The organism is Promicromonospora sp. NPDC090134, assembly GCF_044746965.1.
Classification (GTDB): domain Bacteria; phylum Actinomycetota; class Actinomycetes; order Actinomycetales; family Cellulomonadaceae; genus Promicromonospora.
On the sequence record NZ_JBIVCZ010000006.1, the window covers coordinates 16,654 to 41,456 of the forward strand.

Annotated in this window: 21 protein-coding genes; 12 read left to right on the forward strand and 9 right to left on the reverse strand. The window is 73.6% G+C overall.

All coding sequences use genetic code 11. The features are described 5' to 3' along the window. Window positions 1-84: 84 nt before the first annotated feature. From ACIPN7_RS16920 to ACIPN7_RS16955, 8 genes are all read left to right on the forward strand, one after another. The gene (locus tag ACIPN7_RS16920) at window positions 85-1,074 is read left to right on the forward strand and encodes a copper transporter (RefSeq protein ID WP_400544467.1); all 990 of its coding nucleotides are present in this window, start codon (window positions 85-87) and stop codon (window positions 1,072-1,074) included. Window positions 1,075-1,142: 68 nt separating this feature from the next. Next, on the forward strand, window positions 1,143-2,048 hold the full coding sequence (locus tag ACIPN7_RS16925) for a hypothetical protein (RefSeq protein ID WP_400544470.1): 906 nt from the start codon (window positions 1,143-1,145) through the stop codon (window positions 2,046-2,048). After that, window positions 2,045-3,793 (forward strand): murein biosynthesis integral membrane protein MurJ, encoded by a 1,749-nt coding sequence (gene murJ, locus ACIPN7_RS16930; RefSeq protein WP_400544473.1) that lies wholly within the window; start codon window positions 2,045-2,047, stop codon window positions 3,791-3,793. Before ACIPN7_RS16925 ends, murJ begins: the two co-directional genes overlap by 4 nt. A gap of 127 nt (window positions 3,794-3,920) precedes the next feature. Continuing rightward, a complete protein-coding gene (locus tag ACIPN7_RS16935) occupies window positions 3,921-5,597 on the forward strand; it encodes a CTP synthase (protein ID WP_400544476.1) in 1,677 nt (558 codons plus the stop codon). Window positions 5,598-5,637: 40 nt separating this feature from the next. Then, complete coding sequence (locus tag ACIPN7_RS16940) at window positions 5,638-6,270, forward strand: NUDIX domain-containing protein (RefSeq protein WP_020012930.1); 633 nt, start codon at window positions 5,638-5,640, stop codon at window positions 6,268-6,270. Window positions 6,271-6,511: 241 nt separating this feature from the next. Further along, entirely contained in the window at window positions 6,512-7,276 is a 765-nt protein-coding gene (locus tag ACIPN7_RS16945) for a DUF4230 domain-containing protein (protein WP_400544479.1), read from the forward strand. A 75-nt stretch (window positions 7,277-7,351) separates the two neighbouring features. Continuing rightward, entirely contained in the window at window positions 7,352-8,335 is a 984-nt protein-coding gene (locus ACIPN7_RS16950; RefSeq protein ID WP_400544482.1) for a hypothetical protein, read from the forward strand. Window positions 8,336-8,481: 146 nt separating this feature from the next. After that, window positions 8,482-12,165, forward strand: coding sequence for an AfsR/SARP family transcriptional regulator (locus tag ACIPN7_RS16955; protein WP_400544485.1), 3,684 nt, complete (start codon window positions 8,482-8,484; stop codon window positions 12,163-12,165). A gap of 55 nt (window positions 12,166-12,220) precedes the next feature. On the opposite strand, the gene ACIPN7_RS16960 is transcribed toward ACIPN7_RS16955, so the two are convergent. The 5 genes from ACIPN7_RS16960 to ACIPN7_RS16980 are packed head-to-tail and all read right to left on the reverse strand — an operon-like array spanning window position 12,221 to window position 16,331. Then, the gene (locus ACIPN7_RS16960; RefSeq protein ID WP_400544488.1) at window positions 12,221-13,042 is read right to left on the reverse strand and encodes an ABC transporter permease; all 822 of its coding nucleotides are present in this window, start codon (window positions 13,040-13,042) and stop codon (window positions 12,221-12,223) included. Further along, window positions 13,039-14,043 (reverse strand): ATP-binding cassette domain-containing protein, encoded by a 1,005-nt coding sequence (locus tag ACIPN7_RS16965; RefSeq protein ID WP_400544491.1) that lies wholly within the window; start codon window positions 14,041-14,043, stop codon window positions 13,039-13,041. The genes ACIPN7_RS16960 and ACIPN7_RS16965 overlap by 4 nt, the downstream gene beginning before the upstream one ends. 57 nt (window positions 14,044-14,100) lie before the next feature. After that, entirely contained in the window at window positions 14,101-14,829 is a 729-nt protein-coding gene (locus tag ACIPN7_RS16970; protein WP_400544493.1) for a hypothetical protein, read from the reverse strand. Window positions 14,830-14,832: 3 nt separating this feature from the next. Then, on the reverse strand, window positions 14,833-15,621 hold the full coding sequence (locus tag ACIPN7_RS16975; protein ID WP_400544496.1) for an ABC transporter permease: 789 nt from the start codon (window positions 15,619-15,621) through the stop codon (window positions 14,833-14,835). After that, window positions 15,618-16,331, reverse strand: a complete 714-nt coding sequence (locus ACIPN7_RS16980) for an ABC transporter ATP-binding protein (RefSeq protein ID WP_400544499.1) — start codon at window positions 16,329-16,331, stop codon at window positions 15,618-15,620. The genes ACIPN7_RS16975 and ACIPN7_RS16980 overlap by 4 nt, the downstream gene beginning before the upstream one ends. A gap of 130 nt (window positions 16,332-16,461) precedes the next feature. On the opposite strand from ACIPN7_RS16980, the gene ACIPN7_RS16985 reads away from it, so the two are divergent. Both ACIPN7_RS16985 and ACIPN7_RS16990 read left to right on the forward strand, forming a co-directional pair. Then, complete coding sequence (locus tag ACIPN7_RS16985; RefSeq protein ID WP_400544502.1) at window positions 16,462-17,364, forward strand: sensor histidine kinase; 903 nt, start codon at window positions 16,462-16,464, stop codon at window positions 17,362-17,364. After that, window positions 17,361-18,107: a response regulator gene (locus tag ACIPN7_RS16990; protein ID WP_400544505.1), complete on the forward strand. Its 747-nt coding sequence runs from the start codon at window positions 17,361-17,363 to the stop codon at window positions 18,105-18,107. Before ACIPN7_RS16985 ends, ACIPN7_RS16990 begins: the two co-directional genes overlap by 4 nt. A gap of 10 nt (window positions 18,108-18,117) precedes the next feature. Here the strand turns inward: ACIPN7_RS16990 and ACIPN7_RS16995 are convergent, their stop codons facing one another. From ACIPN7_RS16995 to ACIPN7_RS17010, 4 genes are all read right to left on the reverse strand, one after another. Then, complete coding sequence (locus ACIPN7_RS16995) at window positions 18,118-19,041, reverse strand: heme A synthase (protein ID WP_400544508.1); 924 nt, start codon at window positions 19,039-19,041, stop codon at window positions 18,118-18,120. A 166-nt stretch (window positions 19,042-19,207) separates the two neighbouring features. Then, complete coding sequence (locus ACIPN7_RS17000; protein ID WP_400544511.1) at window positions 19,208-20,422, reverse strand: S8 family peptidase; 1,215 nt, start codon at window positions 20,420-20,422, stop codon at window positions 19,208-19,210. Window positions 20,423-20,553: 131 nt separating this feature from the next. After that, window positions 20,554-21,348: an ABC transporter permease gene (locus ACIPN7_RS17005; RefSeq protein ID WP_400544514.1), complete on the reverse strand. Its 795-nt coding sequence runs from the start codon at window positions 21,346-21,348 to the stop codon at window positions 20,554-20,556. Continuing rightward, on the reverse strand, window positions 21,345-22,352 hold the full coding sequence (locus ACIPN7_RS17010) for an ABC transporter ATP-binding protein (protein ID WP_400544516.1): 1,008 nt from the start codon (window positions 22,350-22,352) through the stop codon (window positions 21,345-21,347). Before ACIPN7_RS17010 ends, ACIPN7_RS17005 begins: the two co-directional genes overlap by 4 nt. A 222-nt stretch (window positions 22,353-22,574) precedes the next feature. Here ACIPN7_RS17010 and ACIPN7_RS17015 point away from each other — a divergent pair, with 222 nt between their 5' ends. Both ACIPN7_RS17015 and sufB read left to right on the forward strand, forming a co-directional pair. After that, the gene (locus ACIPN7_RS17015; RefSeq protein ID WP_400544519.1) at window positions 22,575-23,366 is read left to right on the forward strand and encodes a helix-turn-helix transcriptional regulator; all 792 of its coding nucleotides are present in this window, start codon (window positions 22,575-22,577) and stop codon (window positions 23,364-23,366) included. Further along, window positions 23,366-24,802: a Fe-S cluster assembly protein SufB gene (gene sufB, locus ACIPN7_RS17020; RefSeq protein WP_400544522.1), complete on the forward strand. Its 1,437-nt coding sequence runs from the start codon at window positions 23,366-23,368 to the stop codon at window positions 24,800-24,802. The genes ACIPN7_RS17015 and sufB overlap by 1 nt, the downstream gene beginning before the upstream one ends. Window position 24,803 lies beyond the last annotated feature (1 nt).

The following is a 24,803-nucleotide window of genomic DNA, read 5'->3' on the forward strand; positions in this document are numbered from 1 at the left end:
CGGGGATACCTTCCCGCACGCATGCCGCCCCGACCTGACACCGGGCCCCACCGCCCGGAACCTGCTTAAGGACTCCTTTCCACCGTGATCGACTTCCGATACCACCTCGTCTCGCTCATCTCCGTCTTTCTCGCCCTCGCGGTCGGCATCATCCTCGGCGCCGGACCCCTGCAGGGGGCGATCGGCGAGACGCTGACGGAACAGGTGGACGCGCTGCGTGCCGAGCGCTCCGACCTGCGCACCGAGCTGGACGCCACGCAGAGCGCGCTGGACGGCGACGAGCGCTACATCGAGGCGGCGGGTACGCAGCTGGTCTCCGGTTCGCTCGAGGGCGAGCGCGTGGCGGTGGTGCAGCTCGGCGAGGTCTCGCAGGAGGTGCACGACGGCGTGCTGAACCAGCTCGACACCGCGGGCGCCTCGGTCGTGGCCAAGACGGAGCTCACGGACGCGTGGACCGACCCCGCCGAGGAGTCGACGCGCGAGACCGTGGCCGAGGGGCTGCGAGTCAACCTCGGCTCCGCGGCCCCCGAGACGGACGACCCGAGCGCCCTGCTCGGCGCGGCGCTCGCCCTGTCGCTCACGGGCAGCGACGGCGGCAGCGACCGCAGCTCGCAGGCCACCGACCTGGAGGCCCAGCTGGAGCGGTTCGGCTTCGCGGAGCCGGGCGACGAGCAGACGGAGGCCGCGCAGGCGCTCGTGCTGCTCGTGGGCCCGGCCGGGCAGCCGCAGGAGACGGCGGACGGCGCCACCGAGGAGGCGGAGCCGACGCCGGACGTGTGGACGGCCGTGACGCTGGCCGCACAGGAGGTCTCCGGCGCGGCGATCCTCGCCGGCCCGACGGACGACCCGGGCGACGCCGTGCAGGCCGTGCGTGACGACGAGGACATCGCCGCGGTGGTCACGACCGTCAGCGGCGTCGACCGGCTCGCGGGCCGGATCAACGTGCCGCTCGCGGTCGCGGCGCGCCTGAGCGGCGTCGTGGGGCAGTACGGGCTCGAGGACGACGCGACGACGGTGCTGCCGCCCGCCGTCGACGACACGGCCGGCGACACCGTGGGCGACACCGCCGGCTGAGCCGGAAACGAGCCGAGGCCGAACGGTACGAGCAGCGAAAAGACCGACACACAGACCGAGGGGTAGTCATGGGTGCAGGAAGGTTCATCGTCGCGGGCGTCGTGGCCGGGATCGCGACGGCGTTCGCGCGCCGCAAGCTCGACGAGAAGGTCGCCGAGGGCGCTCTCGGCGGGGACGACACGTGGACGCGGACCAACCACCGCGGCGAGCCGATCAGCCTGCTGGAGGGCCCGGCGGTCACGGCCGGCCTCGTCGCCGGCGCGGCCGTCGGGGGCGGTGCAGCCCCGGGCGCCACGGCGTTCGCCACGGCCGCCGCGGGCGGATTCGGCCTCTACGACGACCTCGCCGAGGACACCGCCACCCGCACGAAGGGCCTGCGCGGCCACCTCGGCGCGCTCAAGGAGGGCCGCCTGACCACGGGCGGCCTCAAGGTGCTCGGCATCTCCGGCTCCGCGCTGCTGGCGTCTGCCGTCGGCACGCCCCGCACGGCGCGCAGCGCGTTCGGCCACGTGGTCGACATCGGCCTCAACGGCGCGCTGATCGGCGGCACCGCCAACCTGATCAACCTCTTCGACCTGCGTCCTGGCCGGGCCCTGAAGGCGGGCGTCGCGGCGAGCCTGCCGTTCGCCCTCGCCGGCACCGGCGCGGCGGGCGCCGTGCTGGGCGCGGCCGCCGCGGCGGCGCCGGGCGACCTGGGGGAGAAGGACATGCTGGGCGACGGCGGCGCCAACGCGCTCGGCGCGCTCGTCGGCAGCCAGGTCGCGTTCAACGCGCCCCGCGCGGTGCGGTGGGCGGCGCTCGCCGGCGTCGTCGGCCTCATGCTGGCCTCGGAGAAGGTGAGCTTCTCCCAGGTGATCGCCGACAACGAGTGGCTGAACAAGGCCGACATGCTCGGCCGGCGCCCCTCGGCGGCGGTCGAGGAGTCGGTCGCCGAGCTCGCCCAGACCAAGCCCGTGGCCACCCCGGGCGCGTGAGCCGCACCCAGTCCCTGGCGAGCGCGGCGCTGCTCGTCACCGTCGTCACCCTCGCCAGCCGCCTGGTCGGCTTCGGCCGCTGGCTCGCGCAGGGCGCGTGGCTCGGGTCCGACGGCGTCGGGACGGTCTTCAACTCGGCCAACCAGCTGCCCAACCTGCTGTTCGAGGTCGCTGCCGGCGGCGCGCTCGCGGGCGCCGTCGTGCCGCTGCTGGCCGGGCCCCTGGCCCGGGCGGCGTTCACCGCCGACGGCACCGCGGCCTCGAAGGAGCAGGCCTCCCGGATCGCGTCGGCCCTGCTGGGCTGGACGCTGGTCGTCCTGGTGCCGCTGGCGGCCCTCACGGCCCTCCTGGCGCGCCCGATCATCGGCCTGACCGGGCTGGACGACCCGGTGCAGGTGGACGTCGCCACGGCGTTCCTGCGGGTGTTCGCCGTGCAGGTGCCGCTCTACGGGATCGCCGTCGTGCTGGGCGGCATCCTCCAGGCGCACAAACGGTTCTTCTGGCCGGCGTTCGCGCCGCTGGTCTCCAGCCTCGTCGTGATCGTGGTCTACGGGGTCTTCTACCTGCTGGCGGACGGCGACCAGCAGGACGTCGCCGCGCTGTCCGCCCAGGCGTTGGAGTGGCTGGCGTGGGGCACCACGGTGGGTGTCCTGTTCCTGGCGCTGCCGCTCGTGGTACCCGTGTGGCGTACCGGGCTGCGGCTGCGGCCCGCGCTGCGGTTCCCGTCGGGGGAGGGGCCGCGTGCCGCGCGCCTGGCGTTCGCAGGCGTGGGCGCGCTCGTGGCGCAGCAGCTCTCGGTGTTCCTCACGCTGCGCGCGGCCAATGCCGCGGGCGGCGACGGCACGCTCTCGGTCTACCTGTACGCGCAGCAGGTCTACCTGCTGCCGTACGCGGTGCTCGCGTTCCCGATCGCCACGAGCGCGTTCCCGCACTTCGCGGAGCACGCCTCGGCCGGCCGGACCGACGAGCTGCGCGCCCTGGTGGCCCGCACGACGCGCACCCTGCTGCTCGTGACGGCCCTGGGCATGGCCGCGCTGATCGCGGCCGCCCCGTTCGTCGAGCAGGTCTTCGACCTCATCGTGCGTGGTGACGCCCCCGGCCTCGCTGCGGGGCTGATCACGATGGCGCCCGGGCTGATCGGGTTCGCGCTGATCCTGCACCTGTCGCGCGCGCTGTACGCCGTCGACCACGGGCGGGCCGCGGTGACCGCGACCGCGAGCGGGTGGGGCGTCGCGGCGGTCGGCGCGGCGCTGGTGCCGGTGCTGTTCGCGACGCGGACGCGGGAGTCGGACTGCTTCGAGTCCTCGTCCTCCTGCGTCGACCTCGCGCTGCGGACCGACGTCATGGCGGCGCTGGGCGCCGTGGGCACGGCCGGGATGGTCGTGGCCGGGCTGGGGCTGCTCCTGGCCGTCCGCCGGCACCTCGGCGCGCCCGCGCTGGGCGGCGTCTGGCGGGCGCTGATCGTGGTCCTCGTGGCGGCCGCCGTCGGTGGCGCCGCCGGGCTCTGGCTGCCGTGGCGGCTCGGGCTGTGGGAGAGCTCGTTCTTCTCGCTGCCGGGTTCTGCGTCGAGCGAGGTCGAGTTCGACGGCGGCGCGTTCGCCGCCGAGCTGGGCCTCGGGCTGGCCTTCGGGCTGCTGGCCGCGCTCGTCACGCTGGTGGTGGCGGTGCTGCTCGACCGGGACCTGCGCACCGCCGTCGGACCGCTGCTCAGGAAGGTGTGGAGGAAGTTCTCCCGGAAGTCCTGACTTAGCGAGCGCAAAGGGCGCAACAGGGGCAGACTCGACAGGAACCGAGCGATACGTCACGCGCAGTGAGCGCGTGTGCTGGTTGTTACACCACCAGTACGCCGTACCTCGTTTAGGATGGAGTTCCGTGGTCGAACACCGAAGCAGTCTCCAGTCCCGTCATCGGTCCGGCGCCTCCACGCCGACCAAGCACATCTTCGTCACCGGTGGTGTGGCGTCCTCTCTCGGCAAGGGTCTGACGGCGTCGTCACTCGGCCGCCTGCTCCGCTCCCGTGGCCTCAGCGTCACGATGCAGAAGCTGGATCCCTACCTCAACGTGGATCCCGGCACCATGAACCCGTTCCAGCACGGCGAGGTCTTCGTCACGGAGGACGGCGCCGAGACCGACCTGGACATCGGGCACTACGAGCGCTTCCTCGACGTCGAGCTCCCCGCCTCGTCCAACGTGACGACCGGCCAGGTGTACTCGCGCGTCATCGCCAAGGAGCGCCGCGGCGAGTACCTGGGCGACACCGTGCAGGTCATCCCGCACATCACCGACGAGATCAAGTTCCGGATGCGCGAGCAGGCGTCGGACGACGTCGACGTGATCATCACCGAGATCGGCGGCACCGTCGGCGACATCGAGTCGCAGCCCTTCCTCGAGTCCGCCCGGCAGGTGCGGCACGAGCTCGGCCGCGACAACGTGTTCTTCCTGCACGTCTCGCTGGTGCCGTACATCGGCCCGTCGGGCGAGCTGAAGACCAAGCCGACGCAGCACTCCGTGGCCGCGCTGCGCTCGATCGGCATCCAGCCCGACGCCATCGTGCTGCGCTCCGACCGCGTGGTGCCGCAGGGCATCAAGAACAAGATCGCGCTCATGTGCGACGTCGACAACGAGGCCGTGATCAACTGCGCCGACGCGCCCTCGATCTACGACATCCCGCGCGTCATCCACGCCGAGGGCCTGGACGCCTACGTGGTGCGCCGCCTGGGCATGCCCTTCCACGACGTGGACTGGGACGGCTGGAGCCGCCTCCTGGAGCGTGTGCACGAGCCCGAGCACAACGTCGAGGTCGCGCTGGTCGGCAAGTACATCGACCTGCCCGACGCCTACCTGTCCGTGACCGAGGCGCTGCGCGCCGGCGGCTTCGCGAACGACGCGAAGGTGACCATCCGCTGGGTCGCCGCCGACGACTGCCAGACGCCGGAGGGCGCCAAGGCCTCCCTCGAGGGCGTCGACGCCGTGCTGGTGCCCGGCGGGTTCGGCGTGCGCGGCATCGACGGCAAGGTCGGGGCGCTGCGCTGGTCGCGCGAGAACCTGGTGCCGACCCTCGGCATCTGCCTGGGCCTGCAGTCGATGGTCATCGAGTACGCGCGCAACGTGCTGGGCTGGGCCGACGCCTCGTCCACCGAGTTCCACCCGACCAGCAGCCACCCCGTCGTGGCGACCATGGCCGAGCAGAAGTCGATCGTGGAGGGCGAGGGCGACATGGGCGGCACCATGCGCCTGGGCGCCTACGAGGCGCAGCTCACCGCCGGCTCCGTCGTGGCCAAGGCCTACGGCAGCGAGAAGGTGACCGAGCGCCACCGGCACCGCTACGAGGTGAACAACGCGTTCCGCGTCGAGCTGGAGGAGGCGGGCCTGCTGATCTCCGGCACGTCCCCCGACTCGTCGCTCGTGGAGTTCGTCGAGCTGCCCGCCGAGACGCACCCGTACTTCGTCTCCACGCAGGCGCACCCCGAGTTCAAGTCGCGCCCCACGCGGGCACACCCGCTCTTCGCGGGTCTGATCGCGGCGGCGCTCGAGAAGCAGTCCTCGTGAGAACGGGCAGGATCGCCGGTAGGCGCGGCGGAGGGACAGCATGAGCAGCGACGAGGTCACGGACGTCATCGACCCCCGCCCCGCGCGGCGGCTCGACGTACCGTTCCAGGGGTTTGTGGTCGACATGGTCTCCGACGAGGTCGACCTCGGCGAGGCCGGCGGCATCGTCCGGCGCGAGTACGTCGACCACCCGGGCGCGGTCGTCGTCGTGGCGCTGACCGACGACGGCAACGTGCTGCTGCTGCGCCAGTACCGGCACCCGGTCGGCGCCTTCCTGTGGGAGGCGCCCGCCGGCCTGCTCGACCTGGACGGCGAGGACCCGCACGTCGCGGCGGCCCGCGAGCTGGCCGAGGAGGCGGACATGAACGCCGGCTCCTGGGACGTGCTGCTCGACCTGCTGCCCACGCCGGGCGGCAGCAACGAGGCCGTCCGCGTGTACCTGGCGCGCGACCTCACGCCCGTGCCCGACGACGAGCGGCACACGCGCGAGGCCGAGGAGGCCGACATGGTCGTGGTCCCGGTGCCGCTGGAGGAGGCCGCGGCGCTGGCGCTCGCGGGCCGGCTGCACAACGCGGCGACGATCGCGGGCGTGCTGGCGGCGGCGATCGGGCGGGCCTCCGACTGGGAGACGCTGCGCCCGGTGGACTCCCCGTGGGAGTACCGCAAGAACTGAGTTCTCGCAGCGGAGCGGGTCCGATCAGGGTGGTCGGTGGAACGTCAGGTATTCGGCAAATCGAGGTGCCGATCTCCTGACGATCTGCCGACCACTTGCTGTTGGCCGCGCGCCTGCCGCGTGCCTGCCGCGTGCCTGCCGCGCGCCCGCCGCGTGCCTGCCGTGCGGGTGTCAGTGGGTGCGGCTAGCGTTGTTTCTGGCCGGAGATATGTCTGGTATCTCCCCGGGAAGGGGCGCGGCGATGACGGGCACCGAGGTACAGACCGAGCAGGTGGGTTCCAGGACCGAGCCGACGCCGTCGGGCAGCACACCGGCGCCGGGCGAGCCACGCCGCAGGATGCCCGCCGGGATGGCGGGCGTGCTCGGGTTCGTGCTGGGTGCGGCACTGACCGCCGGGCTGGTCGCGGGCGCCGTCTCCGCGCTGCGCGACGACTTCCGCGACGCGATCTGGCGGACGCTGCTCGACGGGCTCAACCCGTTCACGACGGGCCAGGTCGACCGGTCCGAGACGCCGGTGCTGGTCAGCATGCACGACCTGGCGCGGTTCGTGGCGGCCGAGGCGCAGTACGAGGTGCTGGTCGACCTGGAGAACGACGTGAGGTACGTGCCGAGCTGGCTCGCGGGGGAGCGGATCGTGCTCGCGGTGAACGGCTCGGTCGACGCGTACGTGGACTTCCGGGACCTGGACGAGGACGCGATCGAGATCTCGGACGACGGTACGACGGTCACCGTCACGCTGCCGGAGCCGGCGCTCGCCGAGCCGCGCATCGACCTCGACGCCAGCCGCGCCCTGACGGAGGACCGGGGGCTCGTCGACCGCGTGGGTGATCTCTTCGACGCCGACACCGACGCTCGCCAGGAGGCGCTCGCGGCGGCCCAGGACCGGATCTCGGACGCCGCGGCGGGCTCCGAACTGGACGAACGGGCCCGCGCGAACACGACCGCGACCCTGGAGGCGATGTTGTCCCCGTTGGGGTACGACCAGGTCGTGGTCGAGTTCGGGTAAGTGTCCGGGTAAGTCGCGAAGGCCGCTTACCGGGCGTGTCATAACTGCGTCACCGGGCTGCGCTATTCTCCCCGCGTGACCAGCGAACCCGACATGCTTCCCAACGTTTCGTCCCTCCCGGCGTGGCTCGTTCCGTCCGTCTACCTCAACTGGTCCGAGGACTGGCTGGGCGAGGCGGTCGCCATCGCGAGCCGGAGCCACGAGCACCGCCTGCCCGGTGGCGCGGACGGCCCGCAGCGCGGCGACGTCGTCGTCACCGTCGTGGGCTCCGAGCCGGGCATCGTCGCCGCGGTCGAGCTCATGGGCGCCAGCCAGGGCGAGGACTGGGTCAGCGACGAGGTCTTCGGCCCGGACAAGCCCGTGGTCTGGGACGACCTCTTCAACGGCGCGGCCGCCTACGCGCGCTCGTCCGGCTGGCTGCCGCAGGAGCATGCCCGCCTCGTGCTCGACGGCATCGCCCACCAGTACAAGCACGGCGCCACGGGCACGCTCGACGCCGGCAACTGCGAGACCGACGAGCTGTCGCCCAACCTGCACGTGCTGCGCCTGCTGGGCCACAAGCAGGTCTCGGGCACGGACCTGCGCCGCGAGGAGCGCTGCGCGTCGTGCGAGCGGTTCGTCGACGTCCTGCAGCTGCGCCCGCACGACGACGGCGCCCACACCGGCCAGACCGGTGAGCGCCCCCTGGCGGAGCTCATCGAGCAGACGTTCCTGGTGTGCGGCCCGTGCCACGCCCTGCTGCACCCGCACGCCGTGCTTTCGCAGCGCGCGCAGATGCGCCCCTCGTGCCCGTCGTGCGGTCAGCGCGGCGCCACCAAGCGCATCGTGTGGGGCCAGGCGATCCACGACAACATGAAGCTGGAGCCGGACGTCGTGTACGGCGGCTTCGACACCCCGGTGCCGACGCCGGACTGGTACTGCCCGGAGTGCTACGCGAACTTCTCGTCGGGCGCCGTGGCGCAGCGCGCCCTGGGCGACGTGCCCGACGCCGTCCCGGTGGGGGTCGGCGCGGTCGGCACCCCCGCGAACGGGGAGGACCTCTGGGTCCCCGAGGTCTGATCCTCGCACCCGCTGAACGTGTCAGACCCTCAGGTCACCCCGGTGACCTGAGGGTCTGACACGTTGGGGGGCTGCTAGCTCGCGCCTGCGCCCAGAACCGGTGGTAGGTGAACCGCGGCCCAGGTGCACGGCTTAGAGTGGCGCGCATGCAGCACGTCAACTCCGGCCCCCCGACCGGAGCGCCCGGGGAGCACCCGGTGGTGGCGGTTCTCGGGCCGGTGGCCGTGCTGTCCGACGCCGGTCCGGTCGCGCCGCGCGGCACCCGCGCCGCCGCCCTCGTGGTGCTGCTCGTGCTGGCCGCTCCCCGAACGGTCACGGTGTCCGCCCTGGTCGACGCCCTGTGGGCCGACGACCTGCCGGCCAACCCGCGGGCGGCGCTCCAGAGCCTCGTGTCCCGGCTGCGCTCGCTGGGCCCGGACGTCGTGCGGTTCACGTCCGCGGGGTATGCGCTCGGCGGTCCGAGCGACCTGGACCGGGCGCGCGCGGCCGTGACGGAGGCGCGTGAGCTGCTCGGGTCCGCGGGTATCGCGGGGCCGGACGGCGGTGCGCCGCACCGCTCGGCGGACACGGCCGATCCGGCCGGCGCGTCCGACGGCAGCACCCGGGCCGTCGCGGCGGCCGCCGTCGTCGACGCCGCCCTCGCGCTCTGGCACGGCGAACCGGGAGACGGGCTGGACGACGCGACACCCGGCCTCGCGCAGGAGCTGCGGGACACCGCCGGACGGCTCCGGGGCGAGCTGACCACCCTGCGCCGTCGGGCCGCCGTGGCCGCGGGGGACGCCGCGACCGTGACCGTGCTCGGCAGCGCGGCCCTGGCCGCCGACCCCCTGGACGAGGACGCGGCGCGGGACCTCATGACGGCGCTCGCGGCGACCGGGCGCCCCGACGAGGCGGTGCGCGTGTTCGGGCGGCTGCGGCACGCCCTGGTCGCGGAGCTCGGCACCGACCCGGCGCCGGACCTCGTGGCACTGCACGCGCGCATCGCCGGGGGCGTCGCCGGAGGGGTGGCCGACGGCGACGGCCCGGCCGCCGTCGCGGTGGCCGGCACGCCGGCCACCGCCGCACCCCGGCCCGGAGCCGGCCGGTTCGTGCGCGGGCTGCGCGCCGCCGCCACGCCGCTGATCGGGCGCGCGGACGACGTGCGCGCCGTCGTCGGCGAGCTGACCCGGCACCGGCTGGTGACGATCCTCGGCGCGGGCGGGCTCGGCAAGACCCGGCTGGCCCAGGAGGTGGCGCGCACGGTCGCGGAGGACCGGGCCGCGACGGCGTCGGGCCCGCTGGACGGGCTCTCGATCGCGGTCGCCGAGCTCGCGGGCGTGCGTACCGACGACGACGTGGCGCTCGCGATCGCCGACGGCCTCGGGGTGTCGGCGGTGGGTTCCGCGCGCCTGTCCGACCGGCTGCTCGCCGGCGACCTGTACGACCGCATCGTGGAGCGGGCCCGCACCGCCCGCACCCTGCTCGTGCTGGACAACTGCGAGCACGTGCCCGACGGTGCCGCCCGCTGGGCGGACGTCCTGCTCTCCGCCGCCCCCGGCCTGCGGATCCTGACCACGAGCCGCGCGCCCCTGCAGGTCGCCGCCGAGCAGGTGTACCCGCTGGCGCCGCTCGCCTCGGGCGGTGCGCGCGGCGGGGACTCCGCGGCCGGCGCGGGCGTCCCGGGCGACGGCGCGAGCCCGTCCGGCACCGGACGCGGCCCGGCCGTCGAGCTGTTCCGGCAGCGGGCGCTCGCGGCCCGGCCCGGGGCGCAGCTGCCCGACGCCGTCGTCGCCCGGCTCTGCGACCGGCTCGACGGGCTGCCGCTCGCGATCGAGCTGGCCGCCGCGCGCGTGCGCACCCTGTCGGTCGAGGAGATCGAGCGGCACCTCGACGCCCGGTTCGCCCTGCTGCGCGGCGGTGACCGGACCGTGCCCGACCGGCACCGCACGCTCGAGGCCGTCATCGAGTGGAGCTGGAACCTGCTGGAGCCGTCGCAGCGGGAGCTGTGGCGCCGCGTCTGCGTGCTGCCCGACGGGCTGTCCGCCCACGCGGCCGCGGCCCTGGGCCGCCTCGACACGCATCCCGAGGGGACGGCCCCCGACGGGGTGGTCCCGCTCGACGTGCTCGACGACGTCGACGGTCTCGTGACGCAGTCCCTGCTCGTCGTCGAGGAGGACCCCGGGCTGCCGGGCACCGTTGCCGGGGGAGCGCCCCGGCCCGCCCCGGTGCGGTACCGGATGCTGGAGACGGTCCGGGAGTTCGGCCTGCTGCGGCTCGCCGAGGCGGGCGAGGACGACGCCGTCCGCGACGCGCTGCTGAGCTGGGGCAAGGGCGTGGCGCGCTGGTGCACGTCCCGGCTGCTCGGGCCGGAGCAGGTGGCCGCCGTCGACCTGCTGCGGCGCGAGCACGAGAACCTGCTGTTCGCGATCCGGGAGGCGGCGCGCGCGGAGCGGCCCGACGTCGTCGTCCACGGCTTCGTCGCGCTCGGCGGTGCGTGGACCCTGCGCGGCGCGGAGGAGCGCGCGGCCGACCTGGCGCCCGCCGTCCTCGACGCGGTCACCGGCCGGACCGTCCCGGCCGCGGACGCGGACGTGACCGCGCTGGCCCTGGCCTACGCGGCGGCCACCACGGCGTTCTCCGGGATCACGGGCAACCTGCGGGCCCTGGCCCGGCTCCGGCGGGTGCTGCGCGACCACGGCGACGCGGTGGGCCCGCGGACCCGTGCGGTGGCGAGCATGCTGCTGGCGCCCGCACCGGGCGCGGTCCTGGACCTGCGCGACTCGGCCGACCCGCTCATCGCGTTTCTCGCCCACCTGGTCGCGTCGCAGGAGGCGGAGAACGCCGGGCGGCTGGACGAGGCGCTCGACGGCGCCGAGCGCGCCTACCACCTCGCCCAGGGCATCGGCGACGTGGCCAGCCGGGCCGGCGCCGCGATGTTCCTGGCCACCACGGCGTTCGGAGCCGGGGACACACGGACCGCGAAGCACTGGTCGCGCGTGGCGCGGGAGGGCCTGACGGTGATCGGGGCCGACGGCGCGATGCGGCAGCTCGACTGGGTGGACCTCGGCACCGCCATCGCCGACGGCGACCTGGCCGGGGCCGAGCGGATCTGCGCGCGGGTGGAGCGGGCCGGACAGGACACGGACCAGTCCGAGCGCGGAGGAGACGAGTCGCGCGCCGTGGTCCGGGCGGGCCGGGCCGAGATCGCCTGGCTGCGGGGTGACGTCGCCGGGGCGCTCGACCTGTACGAGCAGGCGGTGAACGTGTTCGCGGACCTGCCGGGCATCGCGGACGACGACGTGTCGCCCGCCGGTCCGGGCTCGCCCGCGGCGCCCGCCGTCGGGCCGCCCCCGGCCGGCCGCGGGGACCCGTCGCCGGCCGCGCCCTGGGCGGTGATCGTGGGCTCCGCCTGGATCGTTCGGCTCGTCGACGCCGGCCAGGACGCGCGGGCGCGGCAGGTGGCCGACGTCGTCCGGCGTCGTGCCGTGCGGCTGTACCGGGAGTGGATGCGCCACGTGGCCGACCACCCCGTGCTCGGCACGGTGTGCCTTGCCGTGGGCGCCGTGCTCGCGGCGGGGTCGCGGTCGGCAGCCGCCGGCGGGCTGGAGCTGCTCGCCCTGGCGGAGGTGCTGGGCTCGCGGCAGGACTTCCTGGCGCTGCGGCGTGAGCCCGTCCTCGCCGCGGCGGCCGACCGGCACGGGGCCGAAGCGGTGGCCGCGGCGCGGGCCACGATCGCGGCGATCCCCCGGGAGGACCTCGCGGAGCGGGCCCTGGCAACTCTGGAGCACCTGCCGACATTGACGTCGGCCGCGGGTGAGCGGGTGTCGAACGTAGGGATCGTCGGACCATGAGCGGTCATGGAGCGACGATCCCTACGTTCGACACCGCGTGGGCCGCGGGCGGGACTCAGGCCTTGCGGAGGTAGCTGCGGACCGCGATCGGGGCGAAGATCACCACGACCACTGCCGCGCTCAGCAGCGTCCAGCCCACGTCGGCCGTGACCAGGCCCTCGTTCGCGAGGGAGCGCACGGCGGACACCAGGTGGGACACCGGGTTGACCCGGACGAACGCCTGCATCCAGCCCGGCAGGGTGTCGACCTCGACGAACGCGTTGGACAGGAACGTCAGGGGGAACAGGACCATGAACGAGACGCCCTGCACGAACGTGGCCGACCGTGCGATCACGCCGATGTAGGCGAAGATCCAGCTCAGCGCCCACGCGCAGACGATCACGAGCAGCCCGGCGAGCACCACGCCGCCGAAGCCGCCGCCGGGCCGCCAGCCCATGACCAGGCCGGTCAGGAACGTGATGGTGGTCGCCACGAGGTAGCGGACGGTGTCGGCGAGCAGGGCGCCGGCCAGCGGCGCGATGCGGGCGATCGGCAGGGAACGGAACCGGTCGAACACACCCTTGTCCATGTCCTCGCGGAGCTGGACGCCGGTCACGACCGACGCCGTGATGACGGTCTGCGCCAGGATGCCGGGGATGATCAGCGGCAGGTAGGCGCCGACGCTGCCGGAGACCGCGCCGCCGAACAGGTACGTGAACATCAGCGTGAAGATGATCGGCTGGAAGGTCACGTCGATGAGCTGCTCGGGGGTGTGACGCACCTTGAGCAGGCCGCGGTAGGCCATGGTGAACGACTGGGAGACGGTGGCGGCCAGGCCGACCCGGGCGGGCTGGATCGTGGCGGTGTGCGGTGCCGGGGCCAGGGTTGCGGTGCTCATGCGGTCACCTTCTCGGTGTCGTTCCGGGTGTTCGCGGTGCTGCCGGCAGCGGGGGCGTCGTCCGACGCCGCGTGGCCGGTGAGGGTGAGGAAGACCTCGTCCAGGCTCGGCTTGTCGAGGCTGACGGAGTCGATCGGCACCCCGGCGTCCCGGAACCGGACCAGCAGGTCGGCGACGGCCTCGGCGTGGGGGACCGGCACGGTGATGCGCAGCCCCTCCGGCGCGACGACGCCCGCGGCACCGAAGACCTGCTGCACCAGGCTGAGCGCGGTGCCGAGGTCGTCGGCCTCGGCGAGCCCGACCTGGAGCGACTGGGCGCCGACGGTGGACTTGAGCTCGTCGGCGGTGCCCTCGGCGACCACCGTGCCACGGTCGATCACCGCGATGCGGTCGGCGAGCTGGTCGGCCTCGTCGAGGTACTGGGTGGTGAGCAGCACCGTGGAGCCGTCCGCGACCAGGCGGCGGATCGTGTCCCACATCTGGTTGCGGGTGCGCGGGTCCAGGCCCGTGGTGGGCTCGTCCAGGAAGATGAGCGGCGGCCGGGCGATCAGGCTCGCCGCCAGGTCGAGCCGGCGGCGCATGCCGCCGGAGTAGTTGCGCAGCGGCCGCTTGGCGGCGTCGGTCAGCGAGAACTCCTCCAGGAGCTCGGCCGACTTGGCCCGTGCGGCGCGCGCGGAGAGCCCGAGCAGCCGCCCGAAGACCACGAGGTTCTCGGTGGCGCTCAGCGTCTCGTCGACCGACGCGTACTGGCCCGTCACCCCGATCAGGGAGCGGACGGCGGCGCCCTCGCGGGCGATGTCGTGGCCGAAGATGCGGGCCTCGCCGCCGTCGGGCCGCAGCAGTGTGGCGAGCATGCGGATGGTCGTGGTCTTGCCCGCGCCGTTGGGCCCGAGCACCCCGTAGACGGTCCCGGTACGGACGGTGAGGTCGACGCCGTCCACGGCGCGGTTGTCGCCGAAGATCTTGACGAGGCCCTGTGCCTCGATCGCGTTCGTGTTCATGGTCCCAGCGTGCGGGGGCCCGCTCGCACGGGACTGTCAGACCGCTGTCACGCGTTGTCACGGGTCGCGCCGCACGAAGAGCACCGTGCCGGCGGCGCCGACCAGGGCGATCCACGCGAGCATGACCAGGCCACCCGTGGTGGTCGTGAGCACCTCGTCGGCCGGGGCGTAGAGCTGCGCCGCCGCGCGGTCGGGGAACCAGCGGGCGTGCTCGGTGAGCGCGGCGAGCAGCGGCGAGACGATCAGGACGAGGCTGAGCGTCCCGACGAGCGCGGGGACCAGACCCCGGACCAGCAGGGTGATCGCGTGGCTGAGCAGCCCGACCAGGACCAGGTAGGCCACCGCGCCGGCAACAAGCCTCGCATCGACGTCGCCCGGCGTCACCGGAGCGTCCGTCAGGTACGCGGTGACGGTGGCGGCGCCCAGCAGCCCACCGACGGTCGTGACGGCGGTGAGCACCGCCGCGACGAGCGTGGCGACGGTCTTGCCCGCCAGGAGCAGTCCTCGGCGGGGGACTGCGGCGAGCGTGGTGCGGAGCTGGTGTCCCGCCAGCTCGTGGGAGACCGGGAGGACACCCAGCAGGATCAGGCCGGTCTGCACGAACGGCACGGCCCGGGCCATGACGTCGATGGTCGAGACGGCCTCGCCCTGTGCGGCGGTCGCCGAGGCGGTCAGGGCCGCGGCGAGGGCGACCCCGACCACCGCCGTGCCCACGGCGGCGAGGACGGCAGCCGGTAGCGTGCGGAGCTTGTCGAGTTCGGCGGCGGCGACGTTCAGCAGGCGCATGGTTCACGCGTCCCGTCGGGAGAACACCACGCACGCGACGGTGAGCAGACCGACGGTCCACGCCGCCATGACGAGAGCGCCGGGCAGGACGTCCAGGCCGCCCTCCACCGTCGACAGCCCACCGAAGAGTCTCCGGCCGGCCATGTCCGGCAGCCAGTGGGCGAGCGGGGTGACGTGCGTCAGCAGCAGGGAGAACGACACGAGCGAGCTGTTCGAGACCAGCACGACGAGCGGGATGATCCCGCTGCGGGTCAGTACCGTGACCGCGAGGGCGAGCAGGGCGGTCAGCGCCCAGTAGAGGCCGGCGCCGGCCGATCGGGCCACCGCCTCGTCCCACCCGACCGCCCCGCCAGACGCGCCGCCGATGATCAGGCCGGCCAGAGCGACGCACGCGGGAATCGTGACCGCCGCTGTCGCGATCACCAGCAGCAGCACGCTCAGCGCCTTCGCGGCGAGCAGGCGGACCCGGTGCGGACTCGCCGTCAGGGTCGCCGTGATCTGGCGGCCACCACCTGCGTCCGGGCTGTTCGCGGCGTACTCGCTGCTGATCGCGACCACCCCGATCACGACGGCGCCGACCGTGCCGAGCGGGACGGCCGCGTAACCCGTCTCGAAGGCGGACTGGAACGCCCGCGACCCCTGCACGCCCGAGTCGAGGGCGGCCCGGGCACCGAACGCGTTGAGCACCGTGATGCCCGCCGACCCGATCAGCGTGCCTGCGGCCGCGAGCCCGCTCGCGGGCAGGTTCACGGTCTTGCGCAGCTCGGCCAGGAACGTGTTCAGGAAGCTCATCGTGCCGCCTTCCGGCCGCCGCTGGTGAGCGCGAAGAACGCGTCCTCCAGGCTCCGGTGTCCGGCGGTCACCGCGTCCAGCGTCCCGGCGGCCACGACCCGGCCGGCGGAGATCACCACGAGATCGTCCGCGATGCCCGAGACCTCATCCATCAGATGGCTGGACAGCAGGACCGTGCCCCCGGCGTCCGCATGACCGCGCAACAGGCCGCGAATCCAGCGGATGCCCTCGGGATCGAGCCCGTTCACCGGCTCGTCGAGCACCAGCACCTCCGGCTCGCCCAGGAGCGCCGTGGCCAGACCCAGCCGCTGCCCCATGCCGAGCGAGTACCGGCCGACGCGGACCCGCCCCGAGTCCGACAGCCCGACCTGATCGAGCACCTCGCTGGTGCGGCGGCCCGGAATGCCGTTGCTCCGCGCGACCCACGCCAGGTGGTCCCGTGCCGAGCGCGACCGGTGCGCGCCGGACCCGTCGAGCATCGAGCCGACGGTGCGCAGCGGATCACGCAGGCTCCGGTACGGGCGCCCGCCGACCAGGGCACGGCCGCCGTCGGCGCGGTCCAGGCCGAGCAGGATCCGCAGGGTCGAGGACTTGCCGGCCCCGTTCGGGCCGAGGAACGCGGTGACGCGACCCGGCCGGGCGGTGAAGCCGACCCGGTCGAGGACCGTACGGGGACCATGGCGCTTGACGAGCTGTTCGATCAGGAGCATGCCTCCATCCCAGCGGCCCGCCCCCGCGACGTCATCGGCCCCAGGTCCGGACTCCGCGCGACGACTCGGCCCGTGGTCCGTCAGACCCAGGTTCGATGTGCGTCGGCGGGCGGAAACCTAGACTCAGGCGATGGACTCGACCGCCCGCCCCGAACTGCGCTCACGAGCGTGGCTGACCGCCACCATCGTGCTCGCCGTCCTCGGCCTCTCGCTGGCCGCCACGGGCGTCCAGCAGCCCGTCGCCGTGCTGGTCACGGTGCTCGGGGCGGCCGGGATCGCCCTGGGCGTGATGGTCTGGGCGCTCGTCCGCACGGGCCGCCAGCGCCGCACCTACGAGGACGACCTGACCGCCTGGGCCGCCGAGCGCGCCGCCCAGGCCGAGCGGTTGCGCATCGCGCGCGACCTGCACGACCTCGCCTCCCACGGGCTCGGCCTCATCACCGTGCGCGCCGCGGCCGCCCGCACCCTGACCGGCCCCGCCGGCGAGGTCGAGCACGCCCAGGCGCTCGCGGACATCGAACGGGCCGGCCGGGCGGCCACGACCGAGCTGCGCCGAATGCTCACCGTGCTGCGCACACCGGGCGGCGAGACGGCGCCGCTGCGGCCGGCCGAGGCGCTCGCCGACCTGCCCGCCGTCGTCGACTCCGCGCGGGCCGGTGGCGTCGCGGCGACCCTGGACCTCGACGACCTCGGCGACGTGTCCGCCGGCGCGCAGCTGACCGTGTGCGCGATCGTCCGCGAGACGCTCGCCAACACCGCGCGGCACGCCGGCCCCACGGGTGCTCGCGTCACCGTGCGCCGGGACGCCGACACGATCGCGCTGATCGTCGAGGACGACGGCCCCGTGACCGGCTGGCGACCCTGCCCCGGAGCCGGCCTGGGCCTCGCGGGCCTGCGCGAGCGGGTGGCCGCGCTCGGCGGCACGTTGCACGCCGGTGCCGGTGGGGCCGGTTTCCGGGTCGTCGCGTGCCTGCCGGACCATCCGTCCGGCAGCCCGTCCGGCAGCCCGGCGGACGGGGAAACCCGCCGATGACGGCCCCGGTCGGGGTGCTCGTCGTGGACGACCAGCCCCTGATCCGCCACAGCCTCCGGATCGTCGTCGACGGCGCGCCGGACCTCGCCGTGGTCGGCGAGGCCGGTACGGGCGACGCCGCGGTCGCGCGTGCCGCCGAGCTGCGACCCGACATCGTGCTCATGGACCTCCGCATGCCCGGCGGCGACGGCATCGACGCGACCCGTCGCATCCTCGCCGGTCCCGGGCTGCAGGGAACCCGCGTGCTCGTGCTGAGCATGTTCGAGCTGGACGAGTACGTCCATGCCGCCCTGCGTGCCGGCGCGAGCGGGTTTCTCCTCAAGGACGCCGAGCCCGCGCGGCTCGTCGACGCGATCCGGCGGACCCATTCCGGCGAGTCCCTGTTCGCGCCGAGCATCCTCACCCGGCTCGTCGCGCACTACTTGGACAAGCCCGCGGCGCTGGATCGGCACGCGGCGCAGCACCCGGCCCGGGACCTGTCCCAGGACGCGACGGCGCGGCGCACCGCAGCACGGCTGTCGCGTGGACCGGGTGTCCTCACCGACCGCGAGACCGAGGTGCTCACCCAGGTGGGCCGCGGCCTCTCGAACGACGAGATCACCCAGGCGCTCACCATCTCGATGGGGACCGTCAAGACCCACATCGGCAGCCTGCGAGCCAAGCTGCACGCCCGCGACCGGGCCCAGCTGGTCATCGCCGCGTACGACCACGGGCTGGTCGGCACCGGCCGGGAAGAGGCCTAGCGCCGGTCGGTCAGCGCACCCGCGTCGTCAGCCACACGCGGGTGGTCCCCGCGATGAGCGCGGCCGCGCCGATCATGTGCAGCCCGACGAGCAGCTCGGGCAGGTCGGTGAAGTACTGCACGTACCCGATCAGGCCCTGGGCCAGCGTGATGACGAGCAGCGTGACGGCCGCGCGGCGCACCTCGGCCGGGCCGCGCCGGACTGCCACGAGGAAGGCGACCAGGGCAGCCAGGAACACCCACACCGCGGCGGCGTGCCACTTGGTCAGGAGCGCCGGGTCGATGGCGAACCGGTAACCCACCTCGGAGTCGCCGCTGTGCGGGCCGGCCCCCGTGGTGAGCACGCCGAACACCACGACGACGGCGGTCAGCCCGGCAAGGGCCCAGGCCAGGGTGCGCACCTGCGGCGCCACCACGAGGCGCGGGGCCCCGTCGCCCTCGCCGTGCCTGTGCAGGATGTAGAGGGACGCCGCGACCAAGGCGCCCGAGACGCCGAAGTGCAGGGACACCCAGCCCGGGTGCAGGTGGAGCAGCACCACGATGCCGCCGATCAGCGCCTGCATCATCACGCCCACGATCGGCACCAGGCCGAGCATGCGGTAGGACGCGGTGCGCTTCAGGTCGGTGCACACCAGCACCGCGAGCAGCACCGCGACGACGCCCAGCACACCCGTCAGCGTGCGGTTCCCGAACTCGATGTACGGGTGCAGCGTGGTGGCCTCGTGGAACTGCGGCGTGAAGCTGCCCGGCTCGCACTGCGGCCAGGTGGAGCAGCCCAGGCCGGAGTCGGTCAGGCGCACGGCGCCGCCGGTCCCGATGATGCCGATCTGGCCGATCAGGTTCGCGATCAGGACGGCGCGGGTCCAGTGCCGAAAGCGGTCCACGCGGCCGGGGAGCGCGTCGATCCAGGAGGTGGGTGCGGCGGGTGCGGTCACGGTCCCACGCTAGTGCCCACCGCCGACGACGCCTCCCGTGCTGGTCCCGCACCGGGTGTGATTCTTTGCCGACTACCTGTCAGGAACGCCACAGACGTGTCAGACGCTCAGATCACCGGGGTGACCTGAGCGTCTGACACGTGACGGTGACGAGGAGGAGGAACCGTCAGAGACCGCTGACGTTCAGCAGCAGGTTCGGCGAGCCCGTGCCCGGGTCGGACACGACGTCCGGCACTGCCGCGCCGGTCAGGGCGTCGCCGACCTCGGCCGGCGTCGCGCCCGGATTGCCGCCCAGCACGAGCGCGGCGGCGCCCGCGACGTGCGGCGTGGCCATCGAGGTACCGCTGATGGTGTTCGTGGCGGTGTCGCCGGTGTACCAGGTCGACGTGATGTCGGTACCGGGCGCGAAGATGTCCACGCAGGTGCCGATGTTGGAGTACACGGCGCGGGCGTCCGTGTCCTCGGTGGCGCCCACCGTGATGGCCTCCGGCGTGGAGCCCGGCGAGCCGTCGCAGGCGTCGGCGGCGTAGTCGTTGCCGGCGGCCAGCGCGAAGGTGACCCCGTCCGCGACGGCCTCGGACACGGCGTCGTTCACGGCCTGCGAGAAGCCGCCGCCGAGCGACATGTTGGCCACGGCCGGCTCCCCGGCCTCGTGGTCGGCGGTCACCCAGTCGATGCCGGCGATGACGCCGTCGTAGGTGCCGGAGCCGCTGCAGTCCAGCACGCGGACCGCGACGAGCGAGACGTCCTTGGCGACGCCGTAGGACGAGCCGCCCACGGTGCCCGCGACGTGCGTGCCGTGGCCCGCGCAGTCGGTGGCGTCGTCGTCGTTGTCCACGGTGTCGGTGCCGCTGACCGCGCGGCCGCCGAAGTCCTCGTGGGTGGTCAGGATGCCGGTGTCGACGATGTACGCCGTCACGCCCGAGCCCGAGTTCCCGTACGTGTACGAGTCGTCGAGCGGCAGGCCCTCCTGGTCGATGCGGTCCAGACCCCAGGAGGGGACCGGTGACTGCGTGTCCGTCGCGGTCATGACCCGGTTCTGCTCCACGTACGCGACCGACGGGTCGGCCGCGAGCCGTTCCGCCTGCTCCTGCGACATGGACGCGGAGAAGCCGCGCACCGCGTGGCTGTACGAGTGGCGGACCTCGCCGCCGTACTCCTGCACCAGGCTGCTCGCCGCGGCGCGAACCTGGCCCTTGCTGACACCGCTGTCCTTGAGGACCACGATGTACGAGTCCTCGATCAGTGCGCCCGCGACGGGTGCGGGTGCCTCGTCCGGAGTCGCCGAGGCCACGGCCGCTGCGGCCGGGGCCGCCGCGAGGGCGATCGCGATACCGGCACCGACGATCAGCCGGCGACGGTTGCTGTGAGTGGAAGTCACGCTGCCTCCCTGGGGAATGTAGGTGAAGTGGACCCTAAATGGGCAAATTTCACCCGCCAACCTCTCGAAAAGGTCATACCGCCCAGGTATGCGTGTGTGGTAAGTAGTTTCCTGCGTCCGGTGCCCGCGGCTCAGTGCCAGCGGAAGAGGCGGGCCGCGCCCGCGCCGAGCGCCGCGGTCCAGGCCAGCAGCACCACCACGGAGAACGGGGGCACGGCGCCGTACAACAGCGCGCCGCGCATCGCCTCGCCCAGCGCGCCGGACGGCAGCAGCACCGCCACGTGCGCCAGCGGCCCCGCGAGCTGCTGCGCGGGCAGCAGCACGCCGCCGCCCACCGTGAGCAGCACGAGCACCAGGTTGGCGACGGCCAGCACGCCCTCGGCGCGCAGGGTCCCCGCGAGCAGCAGGGCCAGGGCGGTGAAGGCGGCGGTCCCGAGCAGCACGGCGCCGACGACGGCGGGCAGCGCGCCCAGCTCCGGACGCCACCCCAGCGCCACCGCGACGCCGCAGATGACGACCACCTGCACCACCTCGACGGCGAGCACGCCGAGCACCTTGCCGGCCAGCAGCCCGGACCGGCCGAGCGGTGTGGTGGCCATGAGCCGCAGCACGCCGTTGCGCCGGTCGAACGCGGTGGCGATCGCCTGCGAGGTGAACGCCGTGGACATCACGGCGAGCGCCAGCACGCCCGGCGTCACGAAGTCGACGCGCGAGAAACCGTGCGTGTCCAGGTCGATGAACGAGGTGCGCACCAGGGCGAAGAGCACCAGGACGGGCAGCACGATCGTCACGAGGAGCTGCTCGCCGTTGCGCAGGATCGCGCGGGTCTCGAAGGACGCCTGGGCGGCGATCCGGCGCACGGCCGGCGCGGCCGCGGGCTCGACCCGCGCGGCTGCGGGCTCGACCCGCGAGGTGGGCGCGCTCATCGCAGGTGCCTCCCGGTGAGGTCGAGGAAGACGTCCTCGAGGGTGCGGCTGCCGGTGGTGACCGACCGGGCCAGCACGCCCCGCTCGGCGAGCCAACCGGTGACGGCGGCGACCGCCGCCGGGTCCACGGCCCCGGTCAGGGTGTACACCCCGGCCTCGCCCTCGCCGACCACCCAGTCGCCGGGCAACGCGGATCGCAGGGTCGTCAGGTCCAGGCCCGGGGAGGCCTCGACGCGGATCGAGCCCGGACCCGCGCCGGTACCCGCCGTCAGGTCGCGGACGCTCCCGGACGCGATGACGCGGCCGTGGTCCACGACGTGCACGTGGTCGGCGAGGTCGGCGGCCTCGTCCATGAGGTGGGTGGTCAGCACGATGGCGACGCCGTCGGACCGCAGCTCGCGCACCAGGTCCCAGACGGCGCGCCGGCTCTGGGGGTCCATGCCGGCGCTGGGCTCGTCGAGGAACACGACGTCGGGCCGCCCGACCACGGCGGCGGCGAGCGCGACACGCTGGCGCTGCCCGCCTGACAGGCGGCGCACCGTGGTGCGCGCGAAGCCGTGCAGGCCGAGGCGTTCGGCGAGCTCGTCCACGGGGCGGGGCGCGGCGTACATGGCGGCGACGTGCCGCAGCAGCTCCAGGGCGCGCACCCCGGTGGGCAGCCCGCCGTCCTGCAGCATGACGCCGACGCGCGGGCGCAGCGCCCGGGCGTCGGCCACGGGGTCGTGGCCCAGTACGCGGACGGTGCCGCCGTCGGGGGAGCGCAGGCCCTCGCAGCACTCGATGGTGGTGGTCTTGCCCGCGCCGTTGGGGCCCAGGACGGCGGTGACGGCGCCCGGGCGGGCGGTCAGGTCCAGGCCGTCGACGACGGCGCGGCCGTCGTAGCGTTTGACGAGTCCGCGCACCTGGACGGCGACCTCGTGGTCGGCACCGGCGGGGCTGGCTGTGGCGGCGTCCGCGGTGGCCGCCTGGGCGGGGTCGATCGCGGGCGCGTCGGACAGGGGCACCGCACAATCGTAGGCGGCGCCCCGCGCGGACGGTGTCGTCTGGCGTGACCTGGGCGTGGACCTCGCGTGTGAGATGTGTCGCGATCGGCCCCAACTGAGGGTCGCCTTCCTTGCGCATCTCGAATTAGGGAACAAGGATGTTCTCAAAAGCATTGGCGTCTACGAAGGCGTGCAAACGGGGCGAAGCGTGCCCGTGGACCGACGTGAGGGGAGGTGACCTGCATGAGCGCACCGACACAGGTGCCCGCCGGACCCTCGGCGAGCCACCACACGGCGACCCACGAGACCGACGGCACCACGCGACGGCGCGTGCTCGAGCTCGTCGCCTCCCGCGGGCCGGTCACCGCGGGCGCCCTGGCTGCCGTCCTGGAGCTGACCGCTCCCGCGGTTCGCCGGCACCTCGGCCTCCTGGAGGACGACGGCAAGATCACCGTCCACGAGGCCACGCCGTCGGGCACCCCCCGGCGTGGGCGCCCCGCGCGGCGGTACGTCGTCACGAGCGGCGGTCAGTCCGAGCTGGCCGGTGGCTACCAGGAGATCGCCCGACAGGTGCTGCGGTTCCTCAAGGAGACGGGCGGCAGCGCGGCCGTGGCGGGTTTCGCCAAGGAGCGGTTCGACGCCGTCGCGCGCAGCTACGCACCGCACCTCACGGCGCCCGACGCCGAGGGTCGCGCCGCCCAGCTCGTCCAGCTCCTGTCGGCGGACGGCTACGCCGCCTCCGTGCGGCCGGTGCCGGCGCCGCTGACCGGCCCCACGGCCGGTGTCGTGGCGCCCGCGGTCCAGCTCTGCCAGGGGCACTGCCCGGTGCAGCACGTGGCCGAGGAGTTCCCCGAGCTGTGCGAGCAGGAGGCCCGCGCGTTCAGCGAGCTGCTGGGCTCGCACGTCCAGCGGCTGGCGACCATCGCCGGTGGCGCACATGCTTGCACGACCAACATCCCCGTGAACGTCTCTGCCCAGCCAGGCGCAGGCGTCCCGCGAACGTTCCCCGCGACGACCCCCACCGAAGGAAAGTGATGAGCGCAGAAACGCAAGCGCCAGAGCAGCGCTCCGACGACGAGATCATCGCCAGCATCGGCCAGTACGAGTACGGCTGGCACGACAGCGACGCCGCGGGCATGTCCGCGCAGCGAGGCCTGAGCGAGGACGTGGTCCGCAACATCTCGGCGCTCAAGAGCGAGCCCGAGTGGATGCTGAACCAGCGCCTCAAGGCCCTTCGCCTGTTCGGCAAGAAGCCGATGCCGAGCTGGGGCTCCGACCTGTCGGGCATCGACTTCGACAAGATCAAGTACTTCGTGCGCTCCACGGAGAAGCAGGCCACGTCCTGGGAGGAGCTGCCCGAGGACATCAAGGCCACGTACGACCGGCTCGGCATCCCGGAGGCGGAGAAGCAGCGCCTCGTCGCGGGTGTCGCCGCCCAGTACGAGTCCGAGGTCGTCTACCACCAGATCCGTGAGGACCTGGAGGAGCAGGGCGTCATCTTCGTCGACACCGACACGGGCCTGCGCGACTACCCGGAGCTCTTCCAGGAGTACTTCGGCACGGTCATCCCGTCGGGCGACAACAAGTTCGCCGCGCTGAACTCGGCCGTCTGGTCGGGCGGCTCGTTCGTCTACGTGCCGCCGGGTGTGCACGTGGAGATCCCGCTCCAGGCCTACTTCCGGATCAACACCGAGAACATGGGCCAGTTCGAGCGCACGCTGATCATCGCCGACGAGGGCTCGTACGTGCACTACGTCGAGGGCTGCACGGCACCGATCTACACGTCGGACTCCCTGCACTCGGCCGTGGTCGAGATCATCGTGAAGAAGAACGCCCGCGTGCGCTACACGACGATCCAGAACTGGTCGAACAACGTGTACAACCTGGTCACCAAGCGGGCCACGGCCGCCGAGGGCGCCCAGATGGAGTGGGTCGACGGCAACATCGGCTCGAAGGTCACCATGAAGTACCCGGCGATCTACCTGCTGGGCGAGCACGCCCGCGGCGAGACGCTGTCCATCGCCTTCGCGGGCGAGGGCCAGCACCAGGACGCCGGCGCGAAGATGGTCCACGCCGCGCCGAACACGTCGTCGTCGATCGTCAGCAAGTCCGTGGCGCGCGGCGGCGGCCGCACGTCATACCGCGGCCTGGTGCAGGTGCTCGAGGGCGCCTCCCACTCCGCGTCCAACGTCCTCTGCGACGCGCTGCTGGTGGACCAGATCTCCCGCAGCGACACCTACCCGTACGTGGACGTCCGCGAGGACGACGTGTCCATGGGGCACGAGGCCACGGTCTCGCGGGTGAGCGAGGACCAGCTGTTCTACCTCATGTCCCGAGGCATGGAGGAGACCGAGGCCATGGCCATGATCGTGCGCGGGTTCGTCGAGCCCATCGCGCGCGAGCTGCCCATGGAGTACGCACTCGAGCTCAACCGCCTCATCGAGCTGCAGATGGAAGGGTCCGTCGGCTGAC

Excerpts from the sequence above, each read along its gene's own strand:
- ACIPN7_RS16925 (WP_400544470.1), top strand. The coding sequence starts at position 1,143 with ATGGGTGCAGGAAGGTTCATCGTCGCGGGCGTCGTGGCCGGGATCGCG.
- ACIPN7_RS16940 (WP_020012930.1), top strand. The coding sequence starts at position 5,638 with ATGAGCAGCGACGAGGTCACGGACGTCATCGACCCCCGCCCCGCGCGG.
- ACIPN7_RS16945 (WP_400544479.1), top strand. The coding sequence starts at position 6,512 with ATGACGGGCACCGAGGTACAGACCGAGCAGGTGGGTTCCAGGACCGAG.
- ACIPN7_RS16955 (WP_400544485.1), top strand. The coding sequence starts at position 8,482 with ATGCAGCACGTCAACTCCGGCCCCCCGACCGGAGCGCCCGGGGAGCAC.
- ACIPN7_RS16960 (WP_400544488.1), bottom strand. The coding sequence starts at position 13,042 with ATGAGCACCGCAACCCTGGCCCCGGCACCGCACACCGCCACGATCCAG.
- ACIPN7_RS16965 (WP_400544491.1), bottom strand. The coding sequence starts at position 14,043 with ATGAACACGAACGCGATCGAGGCACAGGGCCTCGTCAAGATCTTCGGC.
- ACIPN7_RS16970 (WP_400544493.1), bottom strand. The coding sequence starts at position 14,829 with ATGCGCCTGCTGAACGTCGCCGCCGCCGAACTCGACAAGCTCCGCACG.
- ACIPN7_RS16975 (WP_400544496.1), bottom strand. The coding sequence starts at position 15,621 with ATGAGCTTCCTGAACACGTTCCTGGCCGAGCTGCGCAAGACCGTGAAC.
- ACIPN7_RS16980 (WP_400544499.1), bottom strand. The coding sequence starts at position 16,331 with ATGCTCCTGATCGAACAGCTCGTCAAGCGCCATGGTCCCCGTACGGTC.
- ACIPN7_RS16985 (WP_400544502.1), top strand. The coding sequence starts at position 16,462 with ATGGACTCGACCGCCCGCCCCGAACTGCGCTCACGAGCGTGGCTGACC.
- ACIPN7_RS16990 (WP_400544505.1), top strand. The coding sequence starts at position 17,361 with ATGACGGCCCCGGTCGGGGTGCTCGTCGTGGACGACCAGCCCCTGATC.
- ACIPN7_RS17005 (WP_400544514.1), bottom strand. The coding sequence starts at position 21,348 with ATGAGCGCGCCCACCTCGCGGGTCGAGCCCGCAGCCGCGCGGGTCGAG.
- ACIPN7_RS17015 (WP_400544519.1), top strand. The coding sequence starts at position 22,575 with ATGAGCGCACCGACACAGGTGCCCGCCGGACCCTCGGCGAGCCACCAC.
- sufB (WP_400544522.1), top strand. The coding sequence starts at position 23,366 with ATGAGCGCAGAAACGCAAGCGCCAGAGCAGCGCTCCGACGACGAGATC.